22 protein-coding genes are annotated in these 24,848 nt (G+C 48.3%); 5 read left to right on the top strand and 17 right to left on the bottom strand.

Translation table 11 applies throughout. From position 1 onward, the window contains the following. Nucleotides 1-412: 412 nt before the first annotated feature. The 4 genes from HPY27_RS16605 to HPY27_RS16620 all read right to left on the bottom strand — a co-directional run bounded on the left by HPY27_RS16605 (nt 413) and on the right by HPY27_RS16620 (nt 4,859). Nucleotides 413-1,288 carry a pentapeptide repeat-containing protein gene (locus HPY27_RS16605; RefSeq protein WP_017251171.1) on the bottom strand — a complete coding sequence of 292 codons (876 nt, stop codon included), beginning with the start codon at nt 1,286-1,288 and terminating at the stop codon, nt 413-415. Between the two features lie 63 nt (nt 1,289-1,351). Further along, nucleotides 1,352-3,091 carry a stage II sporulation protein P gene (spoIIP, locus tag HPY27_RS16610; protein ID WP_173623050.1) on the bottom strand — a complete coding sequence of 580 codons (1,740 nt, stop codon included), beginning with the start codon at nt 3,089-3,091 and terminating at the stop codon, nt 1,352-1,354. A 233-nt stretch (nt 3,092-3,324) separates the two neighbouring features. Next, nucleotides 3,325-4,269 carry a GNAT family N-acetyltransferase gene (locus HPY27_RS16615; RefSeq protein WP_174225479.1) on the bottom strand — a complete coding sequence of 315 codons (945 nt, stop codon included), beginning with the start codon at nt 4,267-4,269 and terminating at the stop codon, nt 3,325-3,327. Nucleotides 4,270-4,649: 380 nt separating this feature from the next. After that, on the bottom strand, nt 4,650-4,859 hold the full coding sequence (locus HPY27_RS16620; RefSeq protein ID WP_174225480.1) for a hypothetical protein: 210 nt from the start codon (nt 4,857-4,859) through the stop codon (nt 4,650-4,652). A 167-nt stretch (nt 4,860-5,026) separates the two neighbouring features. Between HPY27_RS16620 and HPY27_RS16625 the strand changes: the two genes are divergently transcribed. Then, nucleotides 5,027-5,545 carry an acyl-CoA thioesterase gene (locus tag HPY27_RS16625; protein ID WP_017251175.1) on the top strand — a complete coding sequence of 173 codons (519 nt, stop codon included), beginning with the start codon at nt 5,027-5,029 and terminating at the stop codon, nt 5,543-5,545. 65 nt (nt 5,546-5,610) lie between these two features. Here the strand turns inward: HPY27_RS16625 and HPY27_RS16630 are convergent, their stop codons facing one another. Then, complete coding sequence (locus tag HPY27_RS16630) at nt 5,611-6,114, bottom strand: GNAT family N-acetyltransferase (protein WP_254612916.1); 504 nt, start codon at nt 6,112-6,114, stop codon at nt 5,611-5,613. Nucleotides 6,115-6,156: 42 nt separating this feature from the next. Here HPY27_RS16630 and HPY27_RS16635 point away from each other — a divergent pair, with 42 nt between their 5' ends. Next, nucleotides 6,157-6,339, top strand: coding sequence for a hypothetical protein (locus HPY27_RS16635; RefSeq protein WP_017251177.1), 183 nt, complete (start codon nt 6,157-6,159; stop codon nt 6,337-6,339). A gap of 50 nt (nt 6,340-6,389) precedes the next feature. Here the strand turns inward: HPY27_RS16635 and HPY27_RS16640 are convergent, their stop codons facing one another. Then, complete coding sequence (locus tag HPY27_RS16640; protein WP_174225481.1) at nt 6,390-9,302, bottom strand: WG repeat-containing protein; 2,913 nt, start codon at nt 9,300-9,302, stop codon at nt 6,390-6,392. A gap of 202 nt (nt 9,303-9,504) precedes the next feature. Here HPY27_RS16640 and HPY27_RS16645 point away from each other — a divergent pair, with 202 nt between their 5' ends. Further along, nucleotides 9,505-10,599 carry an AI-2E family transporter gene (locus HPY27_RS16645; RefSeq protein ID WP_017251179.1) on the top strand — a complete coding sequence of 365 codons (1,095 nt, stop codon included), beginning with the start codon at nt 9,505-9,507 and terminating at the stop codon, nt 10,597-10,599. Nucleotides 10,600-10,617: 18 nt separating this feature from the next. Here the strand turns inward: HPY27_RS16645 and HPY27_RS16650 are convergent, their stop codons facing one another. Beyond that, complete coding sequence (locus HPY27_RS16650) at nt 10,618-11,502, bottom strand: NAD(P)-dependent oxidoreductase (protein WP_174225482.1); 885 nt, start codon at nt 11,500-11,502, stop codon at nt 10,618-10,620. Between the two features lie 192 nt (nt 11,503-11,694). Here HPY27_RS16650 and HPY27_RS16655 point away from each other — a divergent pair, with 192 nt between their 5' ends. Together HPY27_RS16655 and HPY27_RS16660 are read left to right on the top strand one after the other, a co-directional pair. Further along, nucleotides 11,695-12,393, top strand: a complete 699-nt coding sequence (locus HPY27_RS16655) for a cyclic nucleotide-binding domain-containing protein (protein WP_174225483.1) — start codon at nt 11,695-11,697, stop codon at nt 12,391-12,393. A gap of 23 nt (nt 12,394-12,416) precedes the next feature. Beyond that, a complete protein-coding gene (locus HPY27_RS16660; protein WP_017251182.1) occupies nt 12,417-12,845 on the top strand; it encodes a DMT family transporter in 429 nt (142 codons plus the stop codon). A 24-nt stretch (nt 12,846-12,869) separates the two neighbouring features. On the opposite strand, the gene HPY27_RS16665 is transcribed toward HPY27_RS16660, so the two are convergent. From HPY27_RS16665 to HPY27_RS16710, 10 genes are all read right to left on the bottom strand, one after another. Next, nucleotides 12,870-13,982, bottom strand: coding sequence for an aminopeptidase (locus HPY27_RS16665; protein ID WP_174225484.1), 1,113 nt, complete (start codon nt 13,980-13,982; stop codon nt 12,870-12,872). Nucleotides 13,983-14,088: 106 nt separating this feature from the next. After that, on the bottom strand, nt 14,089-14,700 hold the full coding sequence (locus HPY27_RS16670; RefSeq protein ID WP_173623046.1) for a response regulator: 612 nt from the start codon (nt 14,698-14,700) through the stop codon (nt 14,089-14,091). Next, nucleotides 14,697-16,796, bottom strand: a complete 2,100-nt coding sequence (locus tag HPY27_RS16675; protein ID WP_174225485.1) for a sensor histidine kinase — start codon at nt 16,794-16,796, stop codon at nt 14,697-14,699. Before HPY27_RS16675 ends, HPY27_RS16670 begins: the two co-directional genes overlap by 4 nt. A gap of 537 nt (nt 16,797-17,333) precedes the next feature. Continuing rightward, nucleotides 17,334-17,807: an MgtC/SapB family protein gene (locus HPY27_RS16680; RefSeq protein ID WP_017251186.1), complete on the bottom strand. Its 474-nt coding sequence runs from the start codon at nt 17,805-17,807 to the stop codon at nt 17,334-17,336. A 73-nt stretch (nt 17,808-17,880) separates the two neighbouring features. Further along, a complete protein-coding gene (locus HPY27_RS16685; protein WP_174225486.1) occupies nt 17,881-19,569 on the bottom strand; it encodes a DUF4127 family protein in 1,689 nt (562 codons plus the stop codon). A 30-nt stretch (nt 19,570-19,599) separates the two neighbouring features. After that, nucleotides 19,600-20,943: an FAD-dependent oxidoreductase gene (locus HPY27_RS16690; RefSeq protein ID WP_174225487.1), complete on the bottom strand. Its 1,344-nt coding sequence runs from the start codon at nt 20,941-20,943 to the stop codon at nt 19,600-19,602. A 35-nt stretch (nt 20,944-20,978) separates the two neighbouring features. Then, nucleotides 20,979-21,836 carry a carbohydrate ABC transporter permease gene (locus tag HPY27_RS16695; protein WP_017251189.1) on the bottom strand — a complete coding sequence of 286 codons (858 nt, stop codon included), beginning with the start codon at nt 21,834-21,836 and terminating at the stop codon, nt 20,979-20,981. Beyond that, a complete protein-coding gene (locus tag HPY27_RS16700; RefSeq protein WP_017251190.1) occupies nt 21,826-22,764 on the bottom strand; it encodes a carbohydrate ABC transporter permease in 939 nt (312 codons plus the stop codon). Before HPY27_RS16700 ends, HPY27_RS16695 begins: the two co-directional genes overlap by 11 nt. Before the next feature lie 11 nt (nt 22,765-22,775). Beyond that, the gene (locus tag HPY27_RS16705; RefSeq protein WP_017251191.1) at nt 22,776-23,462 is read right to left on the bottom strand and encodes a hypothetical protein; all 687 of its coding nucleotides are present in this window, start codon (nt 23,460-23,462) and stop codon (nt 22,776-22,778) included. Between the two features lie 54 nt (nt 23,463-23,516). After that, nucleotides 23,517-24,809, bottom strand: a complete 1,293-nt coding sequence (locus tag HPY27_RS16710) for an ABC transporter substrate-binding protein (protein WP_173623042.1) — start codon at nt 24,807-24,809, stop codon at nt 23,517-23,519. Nucleotides 24,810-24,848 lie beyond the last annotated feature (39 nt).

Raw genomic sequence — 24,848 nt, forward strand, 5'->3', positions numbered from 1 at the left:
TACATGAAATGAACAAATTGCGCAATTTGTTTGGTTGTGAGACTCACGCTAGTTAATACGGAAAAAGCTGAAATGTATTAACAATATTTTTCTAAGATCGGAGGAAATGACATGTGGATTCTTTTCCCTCACATGCGTAAAGAGGTGCACACTAAAAGAGTTGAGCTTGGGGTGATCGGATATTTCATGGAAGGTCCGAAAAGGGTAGCGGTAGTCGAAGTAATCGAAATCGTTGGGTTGCATTCAAATCCAAACTTGTAAAAATGCATCTGGACTTGGAGGTAATCAAATGACTGGATTCCCAGAAATCGCCAGCGCCTTGTTTTTCTTCAATTAATCGGCCAATTCTAGTTCCCTCCCTTTACTAGCAAAAAGCAGGTTGTCAGCGAATGACATCCTGCTTTTTACATCTTCATGCTTTGGATATATCCCAGTGCGGTGGACGCGTGAACGAAGGTGGCAACTTGGTGCTTGCATCGCCCTTCGCCCCGTTGAGCTGAACCTGCGTGAGAAACAACGTCTCCGTCAAGTTCGCTCCGCTCACATCTGTATCGCGGAAATCTGCACCAATGAGATCAGCTCCCCGCAAATCTGCTCCTCTCAGATCAGCAGCAATCAAATAAGCGCCTCGCAAATGGGCTCCTCGTAAATCAGCGCCTTTGAGCTTGGCACCGATGAGATCAGCGCCTCGGCCATAGGTTTTTCCTTGCTTACCCGCTTTGTATTTGGTAACCGCGTCCTTACGTACCAATTCACTTGTCTGCAATAATAGTTCGTTAACTTTTGCTCGTTGAAAAGCGATGTCCAGCTTCAGGATGTCCTCAGGACTGTGATCCGTCAGGCGCTGTGTCTCCTCCAACGCTTCCTTCAATGCAGGATGGAGTGACTGAGCAGCTTGCTTGGTCAACGCCTCCGTTATATACCAGAGTAGCTCATGCAGCTGCCACATGATCGGAAATACTTCGTACATTTGCTTCGCTGATCCGGGTTCTTTACGCCAATCTTGGCCGCTATAAGTGACTTGAGACACCTTTTGACCAGCTCCAAAACAATCGTAGACAGTACAACCGCGAAAGCCTATCTTCCTCAGCTTTGTGTGAACACCACACCGGAAGTCTGCCTGTAAGTTACTACAGGGCTTGCCTGCGTCTTTATTGATAGCAAAGTCAGAGGAAGCAGCAAAAGGCAATGCCACACAGCACAAGCCAAAGCAGCTTTCACAGTCACCTTGAAGATGACCCCTACTGTTATCGTCAGTCGCGTGTATGTGTTCTTGATGCGTAGCCATAAAATTATCCTCCTGGAAAAAAACACGATTCTCTCGCTCCTGGCGAAAAGAATCGTGCTAATTTTAGTTAAATGCGATTTGAGATTCGATCAGGTAATTCCCAAAGACTTCGGCAAAGGCCTCTGCTGTATTATAGCCTTCTTCCAAGGTGTTGTTCGTACCACCGAATTCCAAAAGCAGGGCTCCCTCTGAAATGGACTGATTGTACACCCCGTTCCCTTGATTTGAACCTTTCAGGATAATCCCTCGCGACAAACCGGGATAAGAAGCTTCCAGACGGGCGTTCAGCTCTTCCGCCAGCTTTTTGTTCGCCAGATGGTTCGGATTCGCTGTTCCAATTACAAACAGCATCCGGGAATAGGTTTTGCCATTAATCGTGATCGCTACCTTGCTGCGTGGCTCATCACTATCCCGATGAATATCGAAAATGTACTGCAAGTGCGGACTGGTTGCAGCCGCTGCCGCTACCGCCTTGTATGACTCGGAATAAGACATCGAGTAGCTTTTATTTTGTTCCCTCAATCTCTGAGCGAAATCGTCCTGGCTCGCCATTGCCGAAATGCCTCTTGCTTGCAACAGCTCTCCCAGCCTTTTTCCAACTAGCGTGATGTTGATCTCAGGATCATCTACCGAGCTCCCTTGTTGGTTCCGTGCAACATTTCGCCAAGACTCACGGTTATGGGTGTGATAGATATACACTTTCTCGTTTCCAATCATCCCATTGTTGTACTCGTACGTTGCTCCTGTCGGTGGCAGAGTACCGGCTGGTTGAATCTTCTCTACGATCCACCCCGCGATATAGGCGGTCGAATTGTCTGCCAGCCTGATGATGTACCAGTCTCCTACTGTTTGCACAACCGGGAATACTTGTCCGGGTTGAACGGTTCCGATGATTGCATGATCGGTTGAGGGGCCGTTGCGGATGTTAGAATCCGGATTTTTGACGCGAATCTGTAGTTCTTGTACAGAGGGAGGCGTTGTTGCTGGCAAAGTCGCTGGTGCCCCCGGTGTTGGATTCGGCAGTGGCTGTACTGCCCCAGTCTGATCCATTGGTTTGAAGATATAGGCATAGGTCCCGTTAAAGTTAATGGTGTACCAACCATTTGCATATCCGTAATGATTGATTGTCATCCCTCCATGGATTTCACCAATGACGGTACCAAGAATATCTGGCTGCGCATAAACTTCATAGCCTTCCGTCAATACGATTGTCCCTTGTTCGAATCCACTTCCTGTATTGGATGGGAGTACTGGAGGGGGCGGGGGCGGTGCTGGAATTGTTGTCGGATCTGGGATTTGTGCTGGTACCTGGGGTGGTTTTGACGCTGGTGCCGTTGTCTCCGTCAAGTAACTGGCTTTCACCCAGCCGTTCTTTTGATCAGACAGCTTAATTTGTGCCCATTCCCCTTGCTTTCTCATTTGCAAAAACACACCGTTTTTGTCGAGGATCTGCAAAATTTGTGCAGTGGCATTTGGTTCTGCCCGAACATTCAGCATGTCCACATTGCTTTTGACATATTTGATCTGTGGAACTTCTATCATCTTCACATACTTATTATTGACCCATCCGGTATTGCCGTTCGGCAGCTTTACCTGAGTCCAATCTTTTTGCTGTTTGGTGATTGGCAACCGCGTGGCTTTTTTGAGTGTTGCGACGATCTGGGTAGTCGTACCTGGCTCGCTTCGAATATTTAACTGATCGACCGCCACGTCTACATGGGTGGCCGCTCGCGCAATGGACAGAGGCATCAGCAAAATCAGGAAGAAAACAGCTAGCAAGCTGACATTTACTCGTAAAAGCAAGTTCCTCGTTCCCCTCTGTTTTTTTCGTATTTTTGGAAAATCCAGCTAATAGAAAGAACTTCTCGATTCGTCCGCATATTCCTTCATGTTTTGACATCTTTTGCTCTCAAAACAGCAATATCCTCACGATCATTCTATCTCCTGAAAATAGTGACGTATTTGCTAGAAAAAAGTTACAGAAAAAAGGATGAAGCGACAAGCTTCACCCTTTTTCTTTCGACTCTATTTCCTTCCTACCATTTCGCTGCCCAAGCTTCTATCTCCACTTTGAGCGAAGGGACTGCCAAGGCTGGGACGTAAGACATCGTCATCGCTGGCGGTGTCCCCCCGTGGAACTTCTCCCACACCTGATTAAAATGCTTCCAATCCATTTGCTCGGTTGCCCATATATTGATTTTGATGATATGGTCCGCAGTTACTGACTCACTTTCAAAATTGCGCAGGATGTTCTGTAGCGTGTTTTCTACTTGTTCTTTCATATCTGTCGGCAATTCTCCATGAAGGTCCATTCCTACTTGCCCAGAAAGTATGAGCAAATCGGCTCCTTTTGGAACGACCGTCAGATGTGTATAGGGTCCCATAGGCGGAGCAACTGTACTAGGATTTTTGCGGTGAACCTTGGGCTTCACCTGGTCGGTTTGTTCTTCTTTGACGATCGCCAGTGTTTGATGATCTTCCCACCGACCATTGATTTTCACGTTTTTCTTGGCAATCCCTTCCTTGTGAAAACCAGCTTTTAGCAGCACCTTGATCGAGCCTATATTATGCGGCATCACTCCTGCTTCCAAGCGGTGAAGACCTAGCGTCTCGAAGGCATAGTCAACGACGAGTTTTACCGCTTCGGTCATGTAGCCTTTTCCATTATGCTCTTTATCCAGGAAGTAGCCGATCCAGCAGCTTTGCAGATTCTCTCTTACAACCTCTGAAAGGATGACTTCCCCAATGATTTCATCCTGTCCTTTTTCTGCAATGACAAAGACGTACCCTCTCTCTTCTTCTTTTAAAGCCATCGAGCTCTTGATCCTGTCGATTTGTCCTTCCAGCGTGTAAAACGCCTCTTCTCTCGTCCCTGTGAAGTTTTGAAAGAAGTCTCTGTTTCTTCCTTCAAGCGCCAAGAGGCTCTGTGCATCCGATTCCTGTACCAGTCTTACGTAAATGTTCTCTCCGTTTCCTTGCATACCATCCATCTCCCTTTTTCGAAATAAAAAAAACACCACAGGAAATCCTGCGGTGCCCTAAAAAGAAAACCACAGGAAGCGACCTGTGGCGTTTTTCCACTGTATCCTGATGAATCCCACTACATCAAAGGATGGTCGCTATATCCGTTTTTGGACATACTTCTCCCGTGATTTAGCCAGATCAAAGAAAACAGCGGTGGAGTATCCAATTCCTTTTGGCAAAGACAGTAATGATCTTTTTTTCATGTGGATCCCCTCCTTTCCGCTGTTTTTTCGTGCATACCCTTTCGATATAGAGACGGTCGTAGCAACAACCGTTACATTATTATCCATGAACTACTCCACAAGTATAGAGGCAAATGACGTTCGTGGCAACAGCATTAGTGTCTCTTTTTTCCATTTCGCCAAAGCATATACACATTCGCAATAGAGGTCAGTACAAGTAGACCCAACAGGATGTTTGTAACAATCAATGTGTTCGTCAAATGCTGAATGGGTGCATGAATAACAGATAAAACGCTCATCAGCTTGTTCGGAATATCATTGATCGAGGCGATAAGATTATTGAAATACTGCACATAATCCCCCAAACCGAAAAACCTCCTCTCGCATACCTTATCCCGTCCATAGCCTTTGATAAAATTCGCCGCCTTACTCCAACGAAGAGGAATAGATCCATTTTTTTGTGGAACAATGAAAAGGAGAGAAGATTGTCATCATTCATAATCCGATTGCAAGAAAGAAGGGAGCTACCTTTATGACGATTCAACGTTTTGTTCGGGAGTCGCGCACGTTCAAAGCAAGCCATGTGCTGCCCCCGGATACGAACAATCACGATACGCTGTTTGGCGGCAGGCTGATGGCGCATATCGACGATGTTGCTGCGATCTCTGCCATGAAACATGCCCGTGGACCAGTCGTTACCGCTTCTACTGATTCGGTCGACTTTTTGCAGCCAATCCGGGTGGACAATGAGGTTGCACTCGAAGCCTTCGTCACATGGACGCATAACACGTCGATGGAGGTCTTTGTCAAAATTGTCGCGGAGGATTTGCTAACAGGCGTTCGGACAGTCTGTGCTACGTCGTTTCTCACGTTTGTGGCGATTGGCGAGGATGGACGGCCGACACCCGTTCCCAAGGTCGTTCCAGAAACAGAAGAGGAAAAATTCTTGCATGATGGTGCTGAAAAGCGAGCGGAGAAACGGAAAGTTCGTCGCAAGGACAATAAGCATCTCGCGGATATGCTCGGAACGAGACGTCCGTGGGAACCGTGATTGGACACCCTATAACGCCAAAAAGTCCCCTTACCTTTTCCCAGGCTGGGGACTTTTTGCTGTTTCTATCTTACTCTTTGGACGCCCAAGCGAAAGTGGAGAAAGTCATCTGGTGTTTCCAGCCCCACGTCATAGGGCTCGAATCCATTTTTCAACAACACTTTTTGCGAGGAGATGTTATTCGTTGTAGTTTTAGCACAGATGGTTTTGACAGCCAATTGGGGAACGTGCTCCGCTAAAAAGATCTTCAGTGCTTGCGAAGCCACTCCTTTACCAGCAGTATCCTCCCCGACTCGATAACCGAGATGTCCGATTCCTTCGTCTTTCTCGATGTCTACCAAATTCATTCTGCCCAAGATGTCACCCTGGCTGTTTTTTATGAGGCCAAAAAACGAGATTCCTTGCGCCTGCTCGTCGAGCAAGGCTTGCAGACCACGTAAAAAATGGTCATATTGGTAGTAAGCGTCTCCCCGACTGGGAACCGATTTTTCAAAAAAAGCGCGATTGTACACTTCAAATTGAAACAAGCTGGCTGCATCTTGTATGCTTAATTTTTCAATAGAAATCATCAGGGGAAGGTATCCTTTCTTGAATAGAGGTGGAATTTTCATATGACTGTTGCTTATCTAGAAGAAGGTACGTTTATCGCCTTTATTGCCTTTACGATATTTTTCTTTGTCGCTTACAAGCTCGATCAGATTTCGTTTGTCTCGTTCATTGTCTCCTTGGCGGTCACGGCTTGCGTTCACGCTGCCTTCTACGTGCTAATTGTAAAATATTGGCCGTTTTTTTAATAGCACAAAAAAGGCGCAGGATGAACATCCGCGCCTGTACGTTTGTCTACTCACAGCTTCGCTTCGTAGGCCGCAAGCAATTGAGCCGCTTGCTTGTTGTACTGGTTGACCAAGCCTTGAATGGCTTTTTGCCACTCAGCTTGCGGGAGCGGCACTGACAATTGATTGGCTGGCTTGCCGTTTACGATCAGAGCGGTTGTTAGCATTTGCTGTTGTGCGTCACTGAGTGAAGCCGTCGTTAACGTCTTTGGCTTGAGCACTTTTTTTCCTTTCAGGGAACGCATGAGCTCGGTCATCAGGATGTGCTGATACTCCGTGTACAAATCCATTGTCATGTAGTAGCTCATTCCCTCTCGCACCGGCACAATTCCCCGCTTCTGTGCCCACTCCATCACCTCTGGCGTCTTCATCGCTTGACTCGTTTTGCCTGTCGCCATGAAATAAGCCACTCGGAACATATCTTCGTCGCTCATGACAGAACGATTCTCATCGACTTTGATGATACCCTTGGACACCAGATCTGAAAGTACCGCTTGCTTGCCAGCATCCTTCGGCAGATTCAAATAAAGCGCCAGATTGGCAAAAAATTTGCTCTCGCTGTTGCCACCAGCTGGCCAGCTATACGGTTTGCCGAAATCGATCAACTCAAGCGGGCGATGTCGCATCACATCCGAGTAGGCCGAAAACGCTTGGAACGTAATCGGACTATAGGAGACCACTGGTTTTTTCGTCAGGAATCTTGTCGCAAACAGTTCTTGCCCACCTTGACTGAGGTAACCGAACTGGTCTTTCGTTGTGAATACATAAGGCGTCTGATCGTCTGCCTTACTCCACATTTGTGAGAATACTTTGTTCGTTGGCAAAATCGCCTCATATTTGGCCGCTGTCAGCACCTTGCCTTCCAGTGACATGAGGCCGTACAATCCCGTCTTCTTGTCCTGGTAGGCAATGACACCCATCTTGCGATCCGGTAAGGGCAAATACTTCATGGACTGATAATCGCCCGTGCTTAGGCGGAGCAACTGCGGTGAATATACATCCCATCCTGTACTTGATTGAATCAATACCCGATCAAAATCAGATTCCCTGTGAAAACCTTTCACGCTAGTGAGCTTGTTTGTGAGCTGGTTCCCTTCTTGCACCCATACATCCAGTGTACCGTCCAAACGTGCTGTCACTGCGATCTTTTGATTTTGTACCATCGCTTCGTCTGCATCCCGATACACAAAATCGCTCACGACCTGAAGCTGCCCGCCATCGGCCTTGATCATCGCCATTTCGATATTCCCCGCTCTCACACCCATGGTGTATACGGAGTCAGCAACTCTAATCAAAGTGAGAGGCGGTCCGTCGTTGCCTGACTTCCACACCGCGACTTTGATCTCCGTCGTCAACAGCTTGCCCTCAGCGGTATAAAGATCCGCCCAATCGTGATCCATCGCAACGATGAGATTGGTATCGGAATCCATGTAGACAGATTGGTAGAGCTTGCTGATTGGTTGGTTCGTCTTGCGGTCCACGATCATAACGCCTTTTCCCGGCTGATACATGGTCGTCAACTCATCGGACAACGGCATTGTATTTCCAGTTTCTTCCGATTTCCCAACAGAGTTGTATCGCAGCACTTTTCCATCCGGCTCAGTCACCAGCACCTGCCCCGTTGCTTCCTCGTAGCGAATGACTCGATTCTCAACAGGGGGCAAGACCAAGCCTTCATTTTCAGAATAAAGTCCGATTTTGTTTCCGTCCTTGATGCTAAGCATGCTGTAGCTGCCCAATGTCACATACGAGTCGAACCAAAAATCTGGCTCCTTGACTTCTTTACCCCAGCCAGGGAGGATCACTTTTTTCCCGTCGCTACGGACGAGCAAGCGTGCAGCTGGCGGACCTTCAGCCCGCGGATAAGCAAAGGGGATAACCGTCTCTCCCCCGACTTGGAGGACGCCGTACAGATTCGTTTTCGGGTCCTGTCCCTGCACATAGCTGCCATGCAATAACTCGGCACCTTTTTTCAAAGGATGTGACGTACCTTTGGACCTGGAATGATAAGTGATGACATCTCCAGAAACCGTGTAGTACACATCCGGATTATTATGCTCGATCCCCACTTCTTTATATATGGGCTCTGCCAGCATCCGTCCGTCTTTCCACAGCCCTTGTCCTTTTGGTCCAATCACCTGAAAGTATCCATTAATCCAAATATAAATCGCGTTGTATTTTGGCTCGAGTACGTACTTGCCATAGCGATCAATCAAGCCTTCTTTTCCACCGGATCGAACCTTGAGATACGCGGTGTCTGGACCGCCTTCGTTCGGAATCCATTCTGCTTTTGCCAGCGCAAACAGCTTTTTGCTGGAAGCAGGATCGTACATAATGAGCTCTTTGGGAGTAGACGCAACGAAATAACGCGTTTTCTCTACCTCTTTATTTTCCGTCTGATCAGGAGCAACTAGTTGTACCATTGCTAGCTTGCCTGCAAAAGGCGGAATCAGGACCTTTCCATCCACATTGAGCAGCATCGATGATTTTCCCAGCAGCATAATCGCCGTCCCTTGCTCTTTGGACAAATAATACGGATGCGCCCCAGCAAACTTCATAGTCGACAGCTTGTGCGTTTTTAAATCGATATATTGAAACCAGCTGCCTTTTTGTACAATCGCGATATTTTTGGAATCGGGAATGTCAATGTTATCCCAAATCGCAGGGGTTATTTCTTTCCCGGTTCGCGCATCGAGAATTCCTTTTTTACCGCCCTTTGTTACGATCATGTCTTTGGAAGATAGCTCAAAATCATCATAAATGGCCTGTGTGACCAGCTTGTTACCGTCCGTAAAACCAATCTTGTAGTCTGTTAGATACGGCTGAATCTGGGAAAACGTAGCAGCATGGACAGAAGAAGTCCACGCACTTGTCCCGAGTACGACAGCCGTAACCAAACTGATGGTTTTCGTTTTTATGTTCATTCGTGATAGGCCCCCTTGGCAAACATTCCCTCCCTTTGACGCTTCGTAGGGTGAAATAGTTTCGTTGCCCTTTTTCAAACAACTGGAACCTTTTCTTTCCCTCCACTCGCTTTTAAGCGTGCTATAATTGTTCACACCGACGCAGTATAATCATCGTATACGGATGGGAGTGCTTATAAGAGCACTTGGAAAGGATGTTCCCATGAATTTCTTTGCTGCCGCCTTGCAAAAGCCGGATGTAAGACGATTTGGGATTTTGGCGTTGTTTTGTTTGTTGCTTTACTCCTTGGGAAGTATGCTGAACATGGTTTTGCTTACCTTTTTAGTTACCTATTTAATGAATCGGCTGCATCAATATCTTACACGTCTCACACACAAAGTCGTGCCGATCCATCCCAAGCTGATTCTTATTTTCCTCTATATTTTGCTGACGTTCTTGCTCGTAGTGGGTGGGATGAAAGCCATTCCGGCGCTTATTCATCAAACCGGACAATTGTTCCATGTCATCGAGCAAGTGTACCACCAAAATCAGCACAATGAGTTTGCCCCTTATCTTATGTCTGTTGTTGGGAAGCTAGATATGAAGGGCATCGTTCAAGGCAGCCTTGATTTTCTCGCAGTGGTCAGAAACGTTGGGTTCAATGTCTTTCTGGCGATTATTCTGAGTCTGTTTTTCCTGCTCGGCAAAGACAATGTCGTTACGTTTACCGCTCAATTTCGCACGAGCAAATTATCCTGGCTGTACAACGAAATCGCCTACTTCAGCCAAAAATTCATCCTGACCTTTGGTAAAGTAATCGAAACACAGCTGTTGATTGCCTTATTCAATACGACCTTCACCGTTATCGGTCTATGGATCATGGGCTTTCCGAATCTATTGGGACTCGCGATCATGGTCTTCATACTGGGGCTCATTCCGGTTGCAGGTGTCGCCATTTCATTGATTCCGCTCAGTGCCATCGCTTTTAGCGTCGGTGGTATCGCAACCGTTATTTATTTGCTCGTTTTCATCATGTTGATTCATGCGCTTGAGGCATATGTGTTGAACCCTCGCTTGATGGCAACGAAGACTCACTTGCCGATTTTCTACACGTTTGTCGTCCTGATCTTTTCCGAGCATTTCTTTGGTGTATGGGGGCTGATTGTCGGGATTCCGTCCTTTGTTTTCTTGCTAGACATCTTAGAAGTGAAGAAAATGGAACAACCCTCGTCCAAAAATAAATCCGTTCCAAAAGATGTACGAGATGTACAAGTCAACACGCAACGGATGAACACCATAGAGAAGGAGCCCTCATGAATAGGGCTCCTTTTTCCTTTACTTGCCTTCAAACCATTTGATCAAAGCTTGCGTGCCGCTATCTGCCTCGCCGTTTGCTGCCAGTTCTTCATAGAGCGATTTGGAGAGCGCGAGTCCTGGCGTCATCAGCCCCATTTCCTCCGCTGCTTCTAATGCAATGCCCATGTCCTTGATAAAATGTTTGACGTAAAAGCCAGGTGCGAAGTTGCCCGCGATCATGCGCGGTGCCAGATTCGACAGCGACCAGCTACCTGCGGCACCCGCTCCAATGCTCGTCAGCACTTTCTCCGGGTCCAGTCCTGCTTTTTTCGCATACGCGATCGCTTCACACACACCGATCATGTTCGTGGCAATACAAATTTGGTTGCACATTTTCGTATGCTGACCTGCACCTGGTCCGCCCTGCAAGACGACGTTTGTCCCCATGATCGTAAACACAGGCTCCATCGCATCAAATACTTCCTGATCGCCGCCAACCATGATAGTCAGTCGCGCTTCGCGTGCCCCCACATCTCCACCGGAGACAGGCGCATCCAGGGAATACAGCTCGTATTTTTTGGCTTCCTCATAAATATGTTTCGCCAGCGACGGCTTCGATGTCGTCATATCGATCAAATAAGTGCCCGGCTTCGCATTTGCCACAATTCCGTCCGCGCCGAGATACACTTCCTCGACATCAGATGGGTAGCCGACCATTGTGATGATGACGTTTGCCTCTTTTGCCAGCTCACTGACCTGTTCCTTCCAGATCGCACCGGCTGCCAGCAAATCTGCCGCTTTTTCCTTCGTACGTGTGTACACCAGCACTGTATATCCTGCTTGCAGAAAATGGGTTGCCATGCTTTTCCCCATGACACCCGTTCCTACAAATCCAATAATTCTTTCACTTACAGGCAAAGTCATGTGAACCACTCCTTCGTTTCTCTCTTTCCTAATTATCTCGACAATTGTACTTCTCGAATCTATCCGAATATTCCTGCTACGCGCCTTCTGTGTTTAAATAAGAAAAAGGACATATGTCCTTTTTTTTCGCGCGTAAATACCTTTTACTAAAGGGGGTATAGCCTGCAAGCAAACAAGCAGGAGGCTTGATACATGAAAGAACTTCACGACCGCACCCTTTTGCATACGCTGGTGCAAAATAGTCCCTTGCCCGATATTTTTGATGCCATTACCCTCCATGAAATGCGCCTGTATCAGGCTGAGAAGGGTGACATCCTCTGTTCGAAGGGCGATCAGCTTCACCACATGTACTTCATTCTGAAGGGAAAAATCAAAATTTTCACGACGCTTCCTAACGGAAAATCTTTGTTACTGCGCTTTAACAATCCACTCGCGATTATTGGAGACGTCGAGTATGTCACACAATGCGAGGTCCGCAATACCGTTGAGTTTGTCCATCGCAGTCTCGTGGTCAGTCTCCCTTTTAAAGTTTTGCAGGAAAACTACCAGAACCACCCGCCTTTTTTGCAATTCATTCTGCATAAAATCAGTCACAAGCTGCATACATCATCGAACTCAACCAGCCTGAACCTGTTGTATCCCGTTGAAAATCGCTTTGCCAGCTATTTGCTCTCTACGCTGTCCAGCGACACAGGGTCGACTGCTTCCGAGGAGCTAAAGACGGCGAAGCTGACGGAGGTAGCCGAGCTGTTGGGTTCCAGCTACCGACATCTAAACCGGGTCATCCGCAATCTTTGCGCAGCTTCCGTGATCGAACGAAAAAAAGGCGCACTGATTATCAAGGATCGAGAAAAAATCAGTGAGCTTGCGAGCGGAAACATCTATGAGTAATCAACCATATAGGAGGTCATATTGTGCAAGGCATTCTCTTTTCGTTACTCGCTGGCGTTTTTATATGTCTGCAAAGCGTGTTCAATGCGCAAGCCAGTACAAAGCTCGGACTGTGGCAAACCAATGCGATTGTTCACGCCGTAGGCTTTCTTGTATCATTCGCAATCTTTCTCTACGTTCGTGATGGCGATTGGAAAAGCATTGGGGAAGTCAACAAGGTGTATTTGCTTGGAGGCGTTTTCGGGGCGGTCATCGTTTTTAGTGTGATGAAAGGCATTACGACCATCGGCCCTGCCTACGCTGTATCAATTCTGCTCATCTCCCAATTGCTCGTCGCTCTCCTCATTGATTCTCTCGGCCTGTTCGGCGTACAAAAGGTTCCGATCACCTTGAACAAGATCATCGGAATCGGCATCATGATCGCAGGCGTAATGGTTTTCAAATTCAAATAAAAAGGAGGGCATTATCGCCCTCCCCTACAGAATCAATTGCTCCGGATTCAGCCCCAGCAGAGCCTCATGCACAAACCTTCCGTCTTTTCGAATCAGCACATCATCAAACCATATTTCGCCGCCACCGTATTCCGGACGCTGAATGCAGATCAGGTCCCAGTGAATCGCGCTGCGGTTGCCATTATCCGCCTGATCATAGGCACGGCCCGGTGTGAGATGGAAGCTTCCAGCGATTTTTTCATCAAACAAAGTATCGCCCATCGGGTGCAAAATGTACGGGTTAAACGCAATGGCGAATTCACCGATGTAGCGTGCACCTTCATCCGTGTCCAATATTTCCGTTAGCTTGTCCGCATGGTTAGCGTACGCCTCGACAATCTTTCCTTCCCGAAAAGTAAACCGGATGTTTTCAAACGTCGTACCTTTGAAATTGCTGGGCGTATTGTAGCTGATCGTCCCGTGAATCGAGTCACGCACGGGAGATGTATACACTTCGCCATCGGGTATGTTGCGTTTGCCTACCGCTGTCCGCGTCCCAATCCCTTTGATCGAAAACGTCAGGTCTGTCCCTGGTCCGACGATGCGCACCTTGTCCGTTTTGTCCATGAGGTCATACAACGGCTGGCACGCTTCGGCCATTTTTCGATAATCGAGTGCACATACGTTGAAATAAAAATCTTCAAATGCTTCTGTCGTCATGTTGGCCTTTTGAGCAAGGGCCGAAGTCGGGTAATTAATGCGCAGTCCCGTAATTTGATTGTCGACATGATGGAAAATGGAATCATACGCTTCTGCGTACAGACGGTATTTCTCCTGCGGAACATCCTTCATCTCACTGTCATTCGTCTCGCCATGAATTCCGATATAGCCTTGTATGCCAAACCACATGTCCTTTTCCCACTGAACAGTCTCGGCAAGCTGCTCTTCGGTTATTCCTTTCAACCATTCCCGCTGGACCTTTGGCCGGACAAAGCGCAAGTGGGGATACGCTCCCTTCGCATACAACCGCTTCACCAATTCCATGGCCAGCGGCTCCCCTTCATCCACGACCATGATCATAATATGCTGTTTGGCTTGCACATCCAAGCTGTACGAAATTAAGTTGTCTGCTATTTTTCCTAGTCTTTCATCTCTCATCGCGCACGCGTCCTTTCCAGATTGTGATTGCTCTTCCAGCATAACGCGCGTTTGTCAGAGGAATATCATCGGAAAAATCGTGAGAGGAGCCAACCAAAGTTAGGGCTCACGTAAAAAAGCCGAACTGACTCGCGAGCATAATGGCATGCGTCCGGTTTTTGGCACCGAGCTTGCTGAATAATTGGTTATTGTATCCTTTGACGGTACCAATCGATATTTGATATTGCAGGGCGATCTCCTGATTCGTATACCCCGCTTTGATCATGTGAAGCATCTCCAGCTCTCGTTTGGTCAAGGTCTCTATCAGTCCTTTTGGAGACAACAAAGCTTTGCTGTTTTCTCCCTGTATGCTCCTCCTGCGCAAGTGCGCCTTCACCCGTGAAATCAACAGATTGGGATCAAATGGCTTGGTCACATAATCATCACCACCAAGATCCAGGCCAGCGATCATATCCTCCGTGTCATTTTTGCAGCTCAAAAACAAGACAGGCACATGAATTCCACTCTGCCTCCATGTCTGACAAAGCTCTAGGCCCGATCCATCCGGCAACAAAATATCAAGGAGGACCATATCCAGCTGTTCACTCAGCACCATGGCCTGCGCTTGCCTCATATCTTCTGCCTCTCGCACCTGAAAACCACTAGCCTGCAAATAGAGCCTGACCAATTCGCGAATGTTCTCATCATCTTCTACCAACAGGATTACCTCGTTGCTCATCTCACCTTCTCTCCTCCCTCTTCACTCTCTTCCTTCCAGCGGACTGGCAGCGAAAACCAGAAGAGGCTTCCCTCTCCCGCTTTACTCTGTACGCCGATTTTCCCGTGATGATTTTCGATAATTTCTTTGGAGATGGCCAGACCTAGCCCTACTCCTGCCGTCCTCAGCTTTCTAGATTCACTCCCCCGATAAAATCGATCAAACACAAAAGGAAGCGCCTCCGCCTGTATCCCTGCTCCTGTATCTATTACCTTGATCGTTGCCTCGCCTGTCCCATCCAGAGCCAGCTCCCACTCCACCTGTAGCTTGATGAGCCTGCCCGGTGGCGTATACGCTTGTGCATTTACAAGCAAATTACTCATGACCTGCTCCAGGCGAATCGGATCAGCCACCAGCAAAAGCTTGCACTCCGTATCTGGCTCCTCCTGTGCTTCCCACACAAATTGCAGCTGTTTCTCCTGCATATCGAGTAAATGCTTCTCGTACAAGCCACGGAAAAATCCAACCAGCGACAATGGCTGAAAATGAAAGCGAAGCTGCCGCGACTCCATCTTGGACAACTCAAACAAATCCGTGATGATTCGATGCAAATAGATTGTTTTTTCATAGATGATCCCCAAGTATTTCGGATCGTTCGGCTTGACCACACCGTCAAGCATCGCCTTGATGAACCCTTGAATCGAGGTTAGCGGCGTCCCCAGTTCATGCGAAATATTGGAGAGCAGCATGCGCCGTGACTCCTCCATCCTTTGCAGCTCCTCATTCTTGTCCGCGAGTGCCTGTGTCCGTTGCCGTACTTTTTGCTCCAACCATTCATTGGTCTGCGCAAGCTCTTCGGAAAGTTGCTCGACATGGGCAAAAGAACGGGCGAATACCATGGACAAATTCATCATTTGGGTGAGTAAAAAAACGAGCAAGCCGAACGGAATGGCATTTTCAAACGGAGACAGATGTGCGTAAAACAACACTTCATTGACAACTGCGGTAAAAAATACGAGGAGACCGATTCCATTTAGGACAGCGCCTGTTTGTTTTTGAACGATGGCCCGTCCATAAACGAATAGCATGTAGCCATAGTTTAGCAACAAATACGCTTCTCCTACATAAATCCATTCTGTATAGATTCTAGCAGGGGTAAAAAGCACGAAGAGAATAAAGAGAAGCCCTGTCCAGACGCAGACTCTCAGAATGAAACGATTGAATAATGCCCGATACTGCGAATGGACAAAACAAGCGAGCATGATCAGCGTGAGAAGAGAAGACATGTACTCCAGCTTGACCACCATCTCCCATGGGATCTGCGGAAACAAGCTAACAGCCATCGTCTCTCCCAAAAATAATATGCGGACAGCGATCGCAATGCTGACTCCACAAAAATAGAGAGTCGAACTCTCTCTTTTGCGTGTCATATACAAGCCGAAATGATAGATGCCCATGACTAACAAGGATGCCGCAATCATGCCACTGTAGATAATGTTGGCTTCACGCTTCCGCATGATTTGCTCAGCATGCCCCAACTCAATAGCTTCCCACAGGCCGCCTTTTCGCTGGACAAAATTAGAGACGTGAATAACGAGCTCCACTTGCGGTTGATCTGGTTGAAACACGACGACCTTGGGATAATTTTTCGGGGTCATCCTCCCTAAATCCTCACCGACTACACCGTTTTCGGCCATAACCTTGCCGTTTATCCACAGTTTGTAGGCCGTTGCGACGCTGGGCATATAGAGCGCGAAGGGTCTTTCTGACTTTTGCTCATTCAGCTGAATGAGCAGTCGATACGTAGCGTATCCCTGATTGGATATATCCGTTCGATCACCGGCCCCCTGCTTCCAAGATGAAGGTACTTGCATGTACTCTCGTACGGAAGTATCGGGTTCAAACGTACCTGGGGGGAGGAGCTGCCGCCAGTAAAAACTCCATTCCCCATCCAGCCTAATCGTGTCGCCGTCTTCCCAATCCACGCCCCGCAAATCCAACACGCCTTGTTTGGCTTGGGGTGGTTGTTCTACGGCATTAGCGAATGGCGTCACGGCAAGCATCCCGATCACCATGATAACGACAAGATTGCATAGACTTACAAACCACTTGCTCATGGAGGCACTCATCCTATTTGAAATATTCTAACGTTAGCATATTATGGAATCGAATGAATCAAAACCCCTAATTGTTGTTCTCCTAACTGTTGTGGTCGGGAGAAGCCCTGCCACATGTTTTCCAGTCGCCTGTATCCTCTCTTCGTTCGGGCGGTCTCCTTCCAAACATGTGACAGTGCTTTCGGACAGCTGTGGATGACTTCGTGCTGTTATGGCGTTTTGTAAGTTTGTACAAAGAAGTTTTTGAGAGCATTGTACTGCATTCACCTTCTAAGATTTGAGAAGCGAATTTCCAGTCCAAGCGCCTCTGGAGCCCACCCTAGCTTCGGAAAAACTGGCGGGGAATTTCAGCTTTTATTACATACAAAAACGCATTCGCGTTTTCTGGTTTGAAGCGCTCCCGCCATTTTTTCCGAAGCGGACAGTGATACCCCATGCGGGGCGTATGCCGAAGCGTAGACTGGAAATTCGCTTCTTCCCCCACTACAGCTCCTTCTAAAAACAAAAAGCGATGCTAATGCACCGCTTCTCCATGATTCACTTTCCTAACCGCCTGTGCTGGACATCTTCCACACGCTGACTGATCCTCGCGAGTACAAAAGCGACGATAACCGAGAATATCACAATGCCGTAAAATCCGGCTCCGATCCCTATGCCAATCCCTCCAGCGAAAAAGATCATGGCTGCGGAGGTCAGTCCTTTTACTTTCAAGCCGTCCTTCAAGATGACGCCTGCTCCCAAAAAACCAAGACCTGTGACAATCTGTGCCGCCAAGCGCATCGGGTCCATCATCGTTCCGTTGCCAGGCGCGCTGTATAGCTTTGTGCTGTAAATAGAAACGAGTGTGATGAGCGTGCAGGCTACGGACACATACATGTACGTTTTCAGCCCGGCAGGCTTGTTTCTGTGCGAGCGATCCCACCCGATGAACAAACCGAGAATCGCGCTCACCACTACCCGCACATACATTTCCAAGTCATACTGCACATACACCCATTGTAGAGTCTCCATCCTCGTCACCTTCTTATAGCGATAGAGACATGATATGTGCAGATTCGAAAAATAGACCGTCTTCTTCTACATCTTACTTCCTTTCAATCTTCACTTCTGGCCCGACAAAGACTTCAAACAACCGCTCCCAAGGAAGCTTAATCACTATATCCGTTACTTCGACGATTTCGCCTTCAAACGTATTCTTGCCTCTCTTTCCGATAACCAGCGATTGATTGGCAAAATAGTTTTCGTACCATTCTTCCGCATGTGGCGTCAGTTCATCCCTCACAAAATCATTGACTTCGTCGTAGTCATCGCCGAGATTCCACTCATTTCCCTCTAACTCTTTTACGAGGTTACGTGCTTCTGCCATCACTTCATTTCGGTAATGATGGTCATTTACAAACGATGACAAGAGCAGATTGATATGGGTTTCTGCCGCATCCACTGTTAAGGGCACACCGAACTGATTTCCTTTTTCCAAAAAGGCTGATCGTTGCAACGCCTGTCCCAACGCGCTTCCCATATTATTTCCCGCCGTTCCCCATGCCGTGTAGGCGAAAAGTTCCGGCAGCTTTACTTCTTCTTGTAGTCGCTCGATCAGCTCAGGGTCAGCTTTGTTTGTAATCGTAACGTCTGTAATTGCGACCTGCTTTCCTTCTTCCAGAAGATCATTGATTTCTTCGACGAACTCATCCAGATCATCGCGTCTCTCTGCGTTGCTCTGTCCTTTTTTCTTCGGTGAATGAATCATTAATACGATATCTGCATCGTCCTCGTCCCGAACGGGTTTGCCGCCTGCTGCGATGATATGCTTCTCAACATTTACATCAAAGGTCGTGTCTTCAAACGGCGCCGTCCACTCACTACCATCTATACCCGAATACTCGACTGCTACTTTTGGATGAATGCGCATTTCGTTCAAGGAGAATCGGCTCAACAAGACGGTTCCTACTTCGTCCGCTCCAGGGAAAATCGCTACACGTTCCTCTACATCCAGCTCCTTCGCTTTTTTGACCAAGGTCTCCCGCTCTGCCCGGTGAAGACCATGGGGAGCAGCGTCATCCTGAGCTAGCACTAAATAATCAATGGTTCCATCTTCCACCCAGTCGATCAACAAGGAGTTAATCTTGTGGTTCCGCTCGCGGGCGTTTAAGTAATCTTCCAGCACAGACTCGGGAATCTCCCTTTCCAACTGATCGAGTCGATCCTTTTTTTCTGTCATGCCGAGGTTGTGCACTTCATCGTATAAAATGGCCCATTCTCTGATTTGCTCATAGTACTTCAATGTTTCGGGATCAGTCGCCGTCACTGCCAAGCGTTGAATCGTATCGAACACGTAGATCGGCTTTTTGGAATTTTTGTCTCTCAGTCTTTTAATGGCTTCGATATTCGATAGGGCATCTTCATAGGACTGTTGATCGGTACGGGACGCAACTAGCCCGCCATATGCCAGCATGCTGACAGAGATGACTGAGCCGTCTACTTTGCTTGCTTGTTTAATCAGCCAATCGCCAATTTCTTCCCCATCGCCCGGAGTCATAAAGTGACCGAGCATGTCTTCATCCGGCATAATCGTCTCCACCCCGCCTGCCCGTGCTGACATTTGCGGAAAATACGTATTGACTGGACGATCATCAAGGGGAACGAGAGCGACTTTGGCAATTGGCTTTGGTGACGCTTTTTTCGCTGCAACTGTACTCGTCTGCGTAAATGGAACCATGCCTGTTACTAGTGCTGCCATAGCCACTGTTGAAATGACAACGCGCAACTTTTTCATAGATCCAATCTCCTTTCAAAATGAAAAGGTTTAATCGAGGACGGCATTCGCTAGACGCAATTGTTCCTGTAATTTCGCCACGTGAATCAAACGCGGAATGGTCTGGTCGTGAAATGCAATGGCCGCTGCTGTACCTGCTGCTTGCCCTGTAGCCATACAGCTCGGGGTAAGCCTGGTCGTAGCCAGCGCCTCATGTGTCGTGGAGATACAACGCCCCGCCGCAAGCAGGTTGTCAATGGATTGAGGGATCAGGCATCGATACGGAATGTCATAAGCGCCCTCTCCTTCAATATCTGCTGCCACTACGCCTTTGCCAGAAGGATCGTGAATGTCAACCGGATAGCCGCTTCGTGCGATGACATCCGGAAAACGTCTACCCGTTACCACGTCTTCGATCGTCAAGCTGTACTCTCCGACGATTCTGCGTGTCTCGCGGATTCCAATTTGCGTTCCGACTGCGGAGATGGATGCTTTCGCGAAGCCCGGGACTCTGCTTTTAAAAAATTCAGACATCAGTAACACTTGACGTCTTCCCTCTTCCTCCGCTTCCGTCAAGTCCTCGACATCTGTTCCATCCAGTCCCTGCACACGCGTGCAATTGATCAGAACTTCATCACTCTCGGGCCCTGTGAAAAACAGAACTTGATCCCGATTAATCGGAACACCTGACATCTTCCAATGCGTATAAAAGCCTTGGACACCCGTCAGTGGAATGGACGGTAGCTGTGCAAATGGCGTCTTGTGATAAAACTCCTCCGGATGATCAAGCATGTACTGCTTCACCTGCTCCAAATCGACGCCGCGCATGCGAAACTTCATGGTCATCGGCTGTGTCAGTCCATCTGCATCTCGCCCTTTGCTCGTCGACGCCCCCGATAAATGAGCGATATCTGCATCGCCTGTCGCATCGACGAACACCTTGGCCTTGATCTCATACTGGCCCGATTTGCTAGTGAGTGTAACAGAAGTAATCTCTGTCCCCTCTACCTTCACCTGATCGACAAAGCTGTGGACAAACAGCTTGACGCCCGCTTCCTTGAGCATTTCCACAGCGACCAGCTTGTAAATTTCCGGATGATACGGCGTGACTGTGCTCACGAATCCCACCGTATCCTGCAAATGTCCAGGCGATCCCCCCTTTTCTTGCAAGCGGTCGACGATTTCCTGTGCAATTCCTTTGATGACTTGCTCACCTTTCTCCGTATGAAACGTCATCCACGGATAAACGAGCGCAATCGTCGACATCCCTCCGAGAAAGCCGTAACGCTCGATCAGGATCGTCTTGGCTCCCAATCGTCCGCTGGCGAGAGCGGCACTGATTCCTGCTGGTCCCCCGCCTACCACGACTACATCTGCTTCCACTACTCGATCCATCTGCACTCACTCCTTGTTGAACTTCTTTTCATCCTTTAATCTTTTAGGCCCGTCATCGATACACCCTCGATAAACTGCTTTTGGGCGAAAAAGAACACGATCAAAAGCGGCAAGGTCGCCATGACGGACGCACTCATCAGATGATGCCAAGCTGTCCCTACTTCGTCAGTAAACAAGGACAAAGCGAGCGGTAGCGTCATCAGCTCTCTGTCGTTGATGAAAATGAGCGGATCGTAAAACTCGTTCCAGCTCGTTAAAAACGTAAAAATCGTCAGCGTCGCGATAGCTGGCTTCGCTAGTGGCAACATGATGCTCCAGTAAATCCGCCAACGCGAGCAGCCATCAATCATCGCCGCCTCCTCCAGTTCTTTCGGAATCCCAAGGAAAAACTGGCGCATGACGAACACACCAAAAATTCCGCCTGCTCCAAAAATGGGAAGCACGATCAGCGGCACATGCGTGTTGATAAACCCAAGCATGCGCATGAACAAAAACATCGGAATCGACGTCACTTCATGTGGGATCATCATCGTCGACAACAGCACCAGAAAGACGATATTGCGTCCGCGAAACGGAATTCGGGCAAACGCATAGCCCGCAATCGAGGCAAATAATACCGTTCCAACCGTGACCAGAATCGCAATGTACAGGCTGTTCCAATAGAACAGATGAAACGGCGTATTCGCCAAAACCTCCGTGTAGTTCTCCAAGCGGATTGATGAAGGGATAAACTCTGGCGGAAAGACGAATATTTTGGCCGGCTCTTTTAACGATGTAGAAAGCATCCACAAAAAAGGCACCAGCATCAGTAGGGAGATCGCTCCTAACGCCACATAGTGACCGCCAATCCCCAATAACTTGCCCGCTTGTAATCCGTGGCGATTACTCTTCATGGAACACCCACCTTTTTCTAAACTGCCACTGCAAGAGCGTAAAGACTAAAATGATAAAGAACAGCACAAAGGCAAGTGCAGACGCATAGCCGAATTCAAAGTTTTTGAAGGCACGCTCCCATATGTAATAGACGAGCACCTTTGTGCTGTTATCCGGCCCACCCTGGGTCATGACGTAAATCTGCCCAAACACCTTGAGCGAGCCGATAATCGTCAACAACGTGGTTAAAAAAACCGTCGGACTAATCATCGGGATCGTAATCTGAAACAATTGACGCGTCCGACTAGCTCCATCAATGCGCGCCGCCTCGTATAAGTGAACAGGCACCTGCTGTAAGGCAGCGATAAACAGAACCATGTTCAGGCCCACATTTTTCAGGACACTCGTCACGATCACCACCGGCATCGCCAGCTTTGGATTGTAAAGCCATGAGGGGCCTGTAATCCCGAACATCTGCAAGATTTGATTGATGAACCCCGTGTCTGTCGCAAACAAATACTTCCACACAATCGCCCAGACAATCAGCGATGTCATGACCGGCACAAAAATGGCCGTGCGGAAAATCCCGATCCCCGGCAGCTTGCGCACGAGCAGTAAGGCCAACCCCAACGCCAACACGATGTTCAGGGGGACGAGACCGGCCGAGAACGCAAATGTATTGCCCACGACTGTCCAAAATTCGGTATCCTGAAAGATCGCTTGGTAATTTTCCAAACCAATAAATTCGGCTTCCCCCAGTAACGGCCAATCCGTAAAGCTCATGTACAGCGCGAGCAAAAGCGGGCCTAGCAACAGCACCACAAACCCGATGACCATCGGGCTTATAAACAGCCATCCTGTCAGATTTGCTTCCCGGCTGAAGGATCTTTTCCTTGTGCCACTTGTTCTCTTGTCAGGAGAGAGCGGGACATTCAAATTGCTCTCCATACGATCCCTCCTCAGTTGTCAATCGCATTCCGCAATGCATGGATGGAACGGCGCATTTCATCCTCGGTCCTCCCGATCGCCATCGCTCCAGCTAACAAGACACGAACTCCCGTTTCTCGCAGAGCTTCCATATCTTCCGCCACAATTTTTCGCTGTGTCGGAACGATGATGGGGATGCCCGCCTTCTCTACGATGTACCGATAGGTGAGCAGGTCGGCAAATGTAAGCCTCGTGCCATACTCACTCCCCGGAATAATCGATGCCTCCAATGCGGTCATGGGAAAATGCTTCACGGCTTCCAATCGGGACAAATCAAACTGATCATCGATGGCAAACGTACTCGCCACCCCTTCGTTTTTCAAAAGGGACGCTGGCAAATGATGACCATAGATGGAAAGGAAATCGATTCCCAGCGAATCGAACTGTTTGATTTCCTCGGGATTGAGCTCCTCCATTGACCCGCCCGGAACAATGCCAATCGGCCCTGCGAACTGGCTGCGTATCGTTTGGAGAAAGTCCGTATATTCAGCCAGAGGACCAAACCGGTTGCCACTGGCACGATGGTACACATTGATGTGCATCTTCAAACCATCTGCGCCTTCTTCCATCGCAGCTCTGGCTAAGGTCTCGTCGTTTTGCGGGAGACTGACCATGAGCAGAAACGGCTTCTCTTCCAGTGCCTGTCGAAAACGATTCATCGTAACCTCCTTCTCAAGTCACAACGGCCTGTATCCCAGACCGTTGTGATGAGCTTACTTTTTCATGATGGGATTGACTTTCTCTTCCAGCGACTTCACGATATCCGCAGGCTGTGCCGTTTGACCGAATAATTGATCAAAACCAGCCAGTATCGTCGTGTCGATTTTTTGCCAGTCCACATGACCTGGTTGCAGGTGTGCCTTAGGCATTTCATCGATAACCGCCTGCTTGATGTGTGCAGGGTCTGGGTTGCCTGGAACATTCAAAAACGGATCGGAATTCAGCACAGACAAGCGCGGCGGTACAAAGTAAGTCGAGGTCTCTTGGACACCCTGCTCACTCGCGAGGAACTTGAGGAATAGCTTGGTCTCCTCCAAATGCTTTGTTCCTTTGAAAATCGAATACCCTGCCTGACCGAGCATCGGTGCCGAGCCTTTTGAACCCGCTGGCATAGGAGCAATGTCCCACTTGAAGTCCTTGATCATTCGCGCCTTCGAAACGTAGCTGTACACATCAAAGAACATGCCAATTTTCCCTGATTCAAAGCTGACCTGCTCACCCGCCTTCGGATGCGACCCATCTGTAAACATCATCCGTTGGAGCATGCTGAGTGTCTCCACCCCGTATTGGTCATTCCATGTAAACTGATTCATTTCTTTGTTGAACGGGCCGCTGCCATTTGACCATGAATAGGAAGACAGGATGATCCACGTTTTCCAATCGCGGAAGAAGTTGGCCCCGTAGATTTTGCTCGCCCCGGTTCCGCTCGAGATCGCCTGCGCCGACTTTTCAAATTCCTCCCACGTCCATTTTCCTTCTTTCGCTAGGTCGTTCGGTGATTTCAAGCCTGCCTTGTCAAACAAGTCCTTGTTGTAAAACATGACGGTAGGCGGAGTAGAAAACGGCAGTCCGTACAATTTGTCGTCTTTTTGGAACAGCTCAAGCGTCGACGGAATAAAGTCGTCCAGCTTAAAAGCAGCGTCGTTCTTTACATCCGAGATATCTTCCAATATCCCATTCTCCATAAACTGCGGCACCATTCGCTCAGACACCCAACCGATGTCAGGCAGCTCCTGACCAGCAGCCAGCACCGTCACCTTTTGCTGGTAATCGGGGAATGGCACAGATTCCAGCTTCACTTTGATGGTCGGGTTTTGTTGCGTAAATTTTTCAGAGAGCTTCGTATACAGGTCCAGGTGGGCTTGGTTGCCCCATGTCAAAAACGTAAGCTCGACTGCTTCTTTCTTGCCTGTTGCGGAGTCACCGGGAGTCGTCGCGGTGTTGCTGCACCCAAATGTAAACGCTGTCAAAGCAGTAGACAATGCCAACAGGATTGCCTTTTTCATGGCGTACCTCCTTATCTGTTTTCCCTGTCACCAGTATAA

Source organism: Brevibacillus sp. HB1.1, assembly GCF_013332445.1.
Lineage (GTDB): Bacteria > Bacillota > Bacilli > Brevibacillales > Brevibacillaceae > Brevibacillus > Brevibacillus porteri.

Excerpts from the sequence above, each read along its gene's own strand:
- HPY27_RS16605 (WP_017251171.1), bottom strand. The coding sequence starts at position 1,288 with ATGGCTACGCATCAAGAACACATACACGCGACTGACGATAACAGTAGG.
- HPY27_RS16615 (WP_174225479.1), bottom strand. The coding sequence starts at position 4,269 with ATGCAAGGAAACGGAGAGAACATTTACGTAAGACTGGTACAGGAATCG.
- HPY27_RS16625 (WP_017251175.1), top strand. The coding sequence starts at position 5,027 with ATGACGATTCAACGTTTTGTTCGGGAGTCGCGCACGTTCAAAGCAAGC.
- HPY27_RS16630 (WP_254612916.1), bottom strand. The coding sequence starts at position 6,114 with ATGATTTCTATTGAAAAATTAAGCATACAAGATGCAGCCAGCTTGTTT.
- HPY27_RS16635 (WP_017251177.1), top strand. The coding sequence starts at position 6,157 with ATGACTGTTGCTTATCTAGAAGAAGGTACGTTTATCGCCTTTATTGCC.
- HPY27_RS16640 (WP_174225481.1), bottom strand. The coding sequence starts at position 9,302 with ATGAACATAAAAACGAAAACCATCAGTTTGGTTACGGCTGTCGTACTC.
- HPY27_RS16645 (WP_017251179.1), top strand. The coding sequence starts at position 9,505 with ATGAATTTCTTTGCTGCCGCCTTGCAAAAGCCGGATGTAAGACGATTT.
- HPY27_RS16650 (WP_174225482.1), bottom strand. The coding sequence starts at position 11,502 with ATGACTTTGCCTGTAAGTGAAAGAATTATTGGATTTGTAGGAACGGGT.
- HPY27_RS16655 (WP_174225483.1), top strand. The coding sequence starts at position 11,695 with ATGAAAGAACTTCACGACCGCACCCTTTTGCATACGCTGGTGCAAAAT.
- HPY27_RS16665 (WP_174225484.1), bottom strand. The coding sequence starts at position 13,982 with ATGAGAGATGAAAGACTAGGAAAAATAGCAGACAACTTAATTTCGTAC.
- HPY27_RS16670 (WP_173623046.1), bottom strand. The coding sequence starts at position 14,700 with ATGAGCAACGAGGTAATCCTGTTGGTAGAAGATGATGAGAACATTCGC.
- HPY27_RS16675 (WP_174225485.1), bottom strand. The coding sequence starts at position 16,796 with ATGAGCAAGTGGTTTGTAAGTCTATGCAATCTTGTCGTTATCATGGTG.
- HPY27_RS16680 (WP_017251186.1), bottom strand. The coding sequence starts at position 17,807 with ATGGAGACTCTACAATGGGTGTATGTGCAGTATGACTTGGAAATGTAT.
- HPY27_RS16685 (WP_174225486.1), bottom strand. The coding sequence starts at position 19,569 with ATGAAAAAGTTGCGCGTTGTCATTTCAACAGTGGCTATGGCAGCACTA.
- HPY27_RS16690 (WP_174225487.1), bottom strand. The coding sequence starts at position 20,943 with ATGGATCGAGTAGTGGAAGCAGATGTAGTCGTGGTAGGCGGGGGACCA.
- HPY27_RS16695 (WP_017251189.1), bottom strand. The coding sequence starts at position 21,836 with ATGAAGAGTAATCGCCACGGATTACAAGCGGGCAAGTTATTGGGGATT.
- HPY27_RS16700 (WP_017251190.1), bottom strand. The coding sequence starts at position 22,764 with ATGGAGAGCAATTTGAATGTCCCGCTCTCTCCTGACAAGAGAACAAGT.
- HPY27_RS16705 (WP_017251191.1), bottom strand. The coding sequence starts at position 23,462 with ATGAATCGTTTTCGACAGGCACTGGAAGAGAAGCCGTTTCTGCTCATG.
- HPY27_RS16710 (WP_173623042.1), bottom strand. The coding sequence starts at position 24,809 with ATGAAAAAGGCAATCCTGTTGGCATTGTCTACTGCTTTGACAGCGTTT.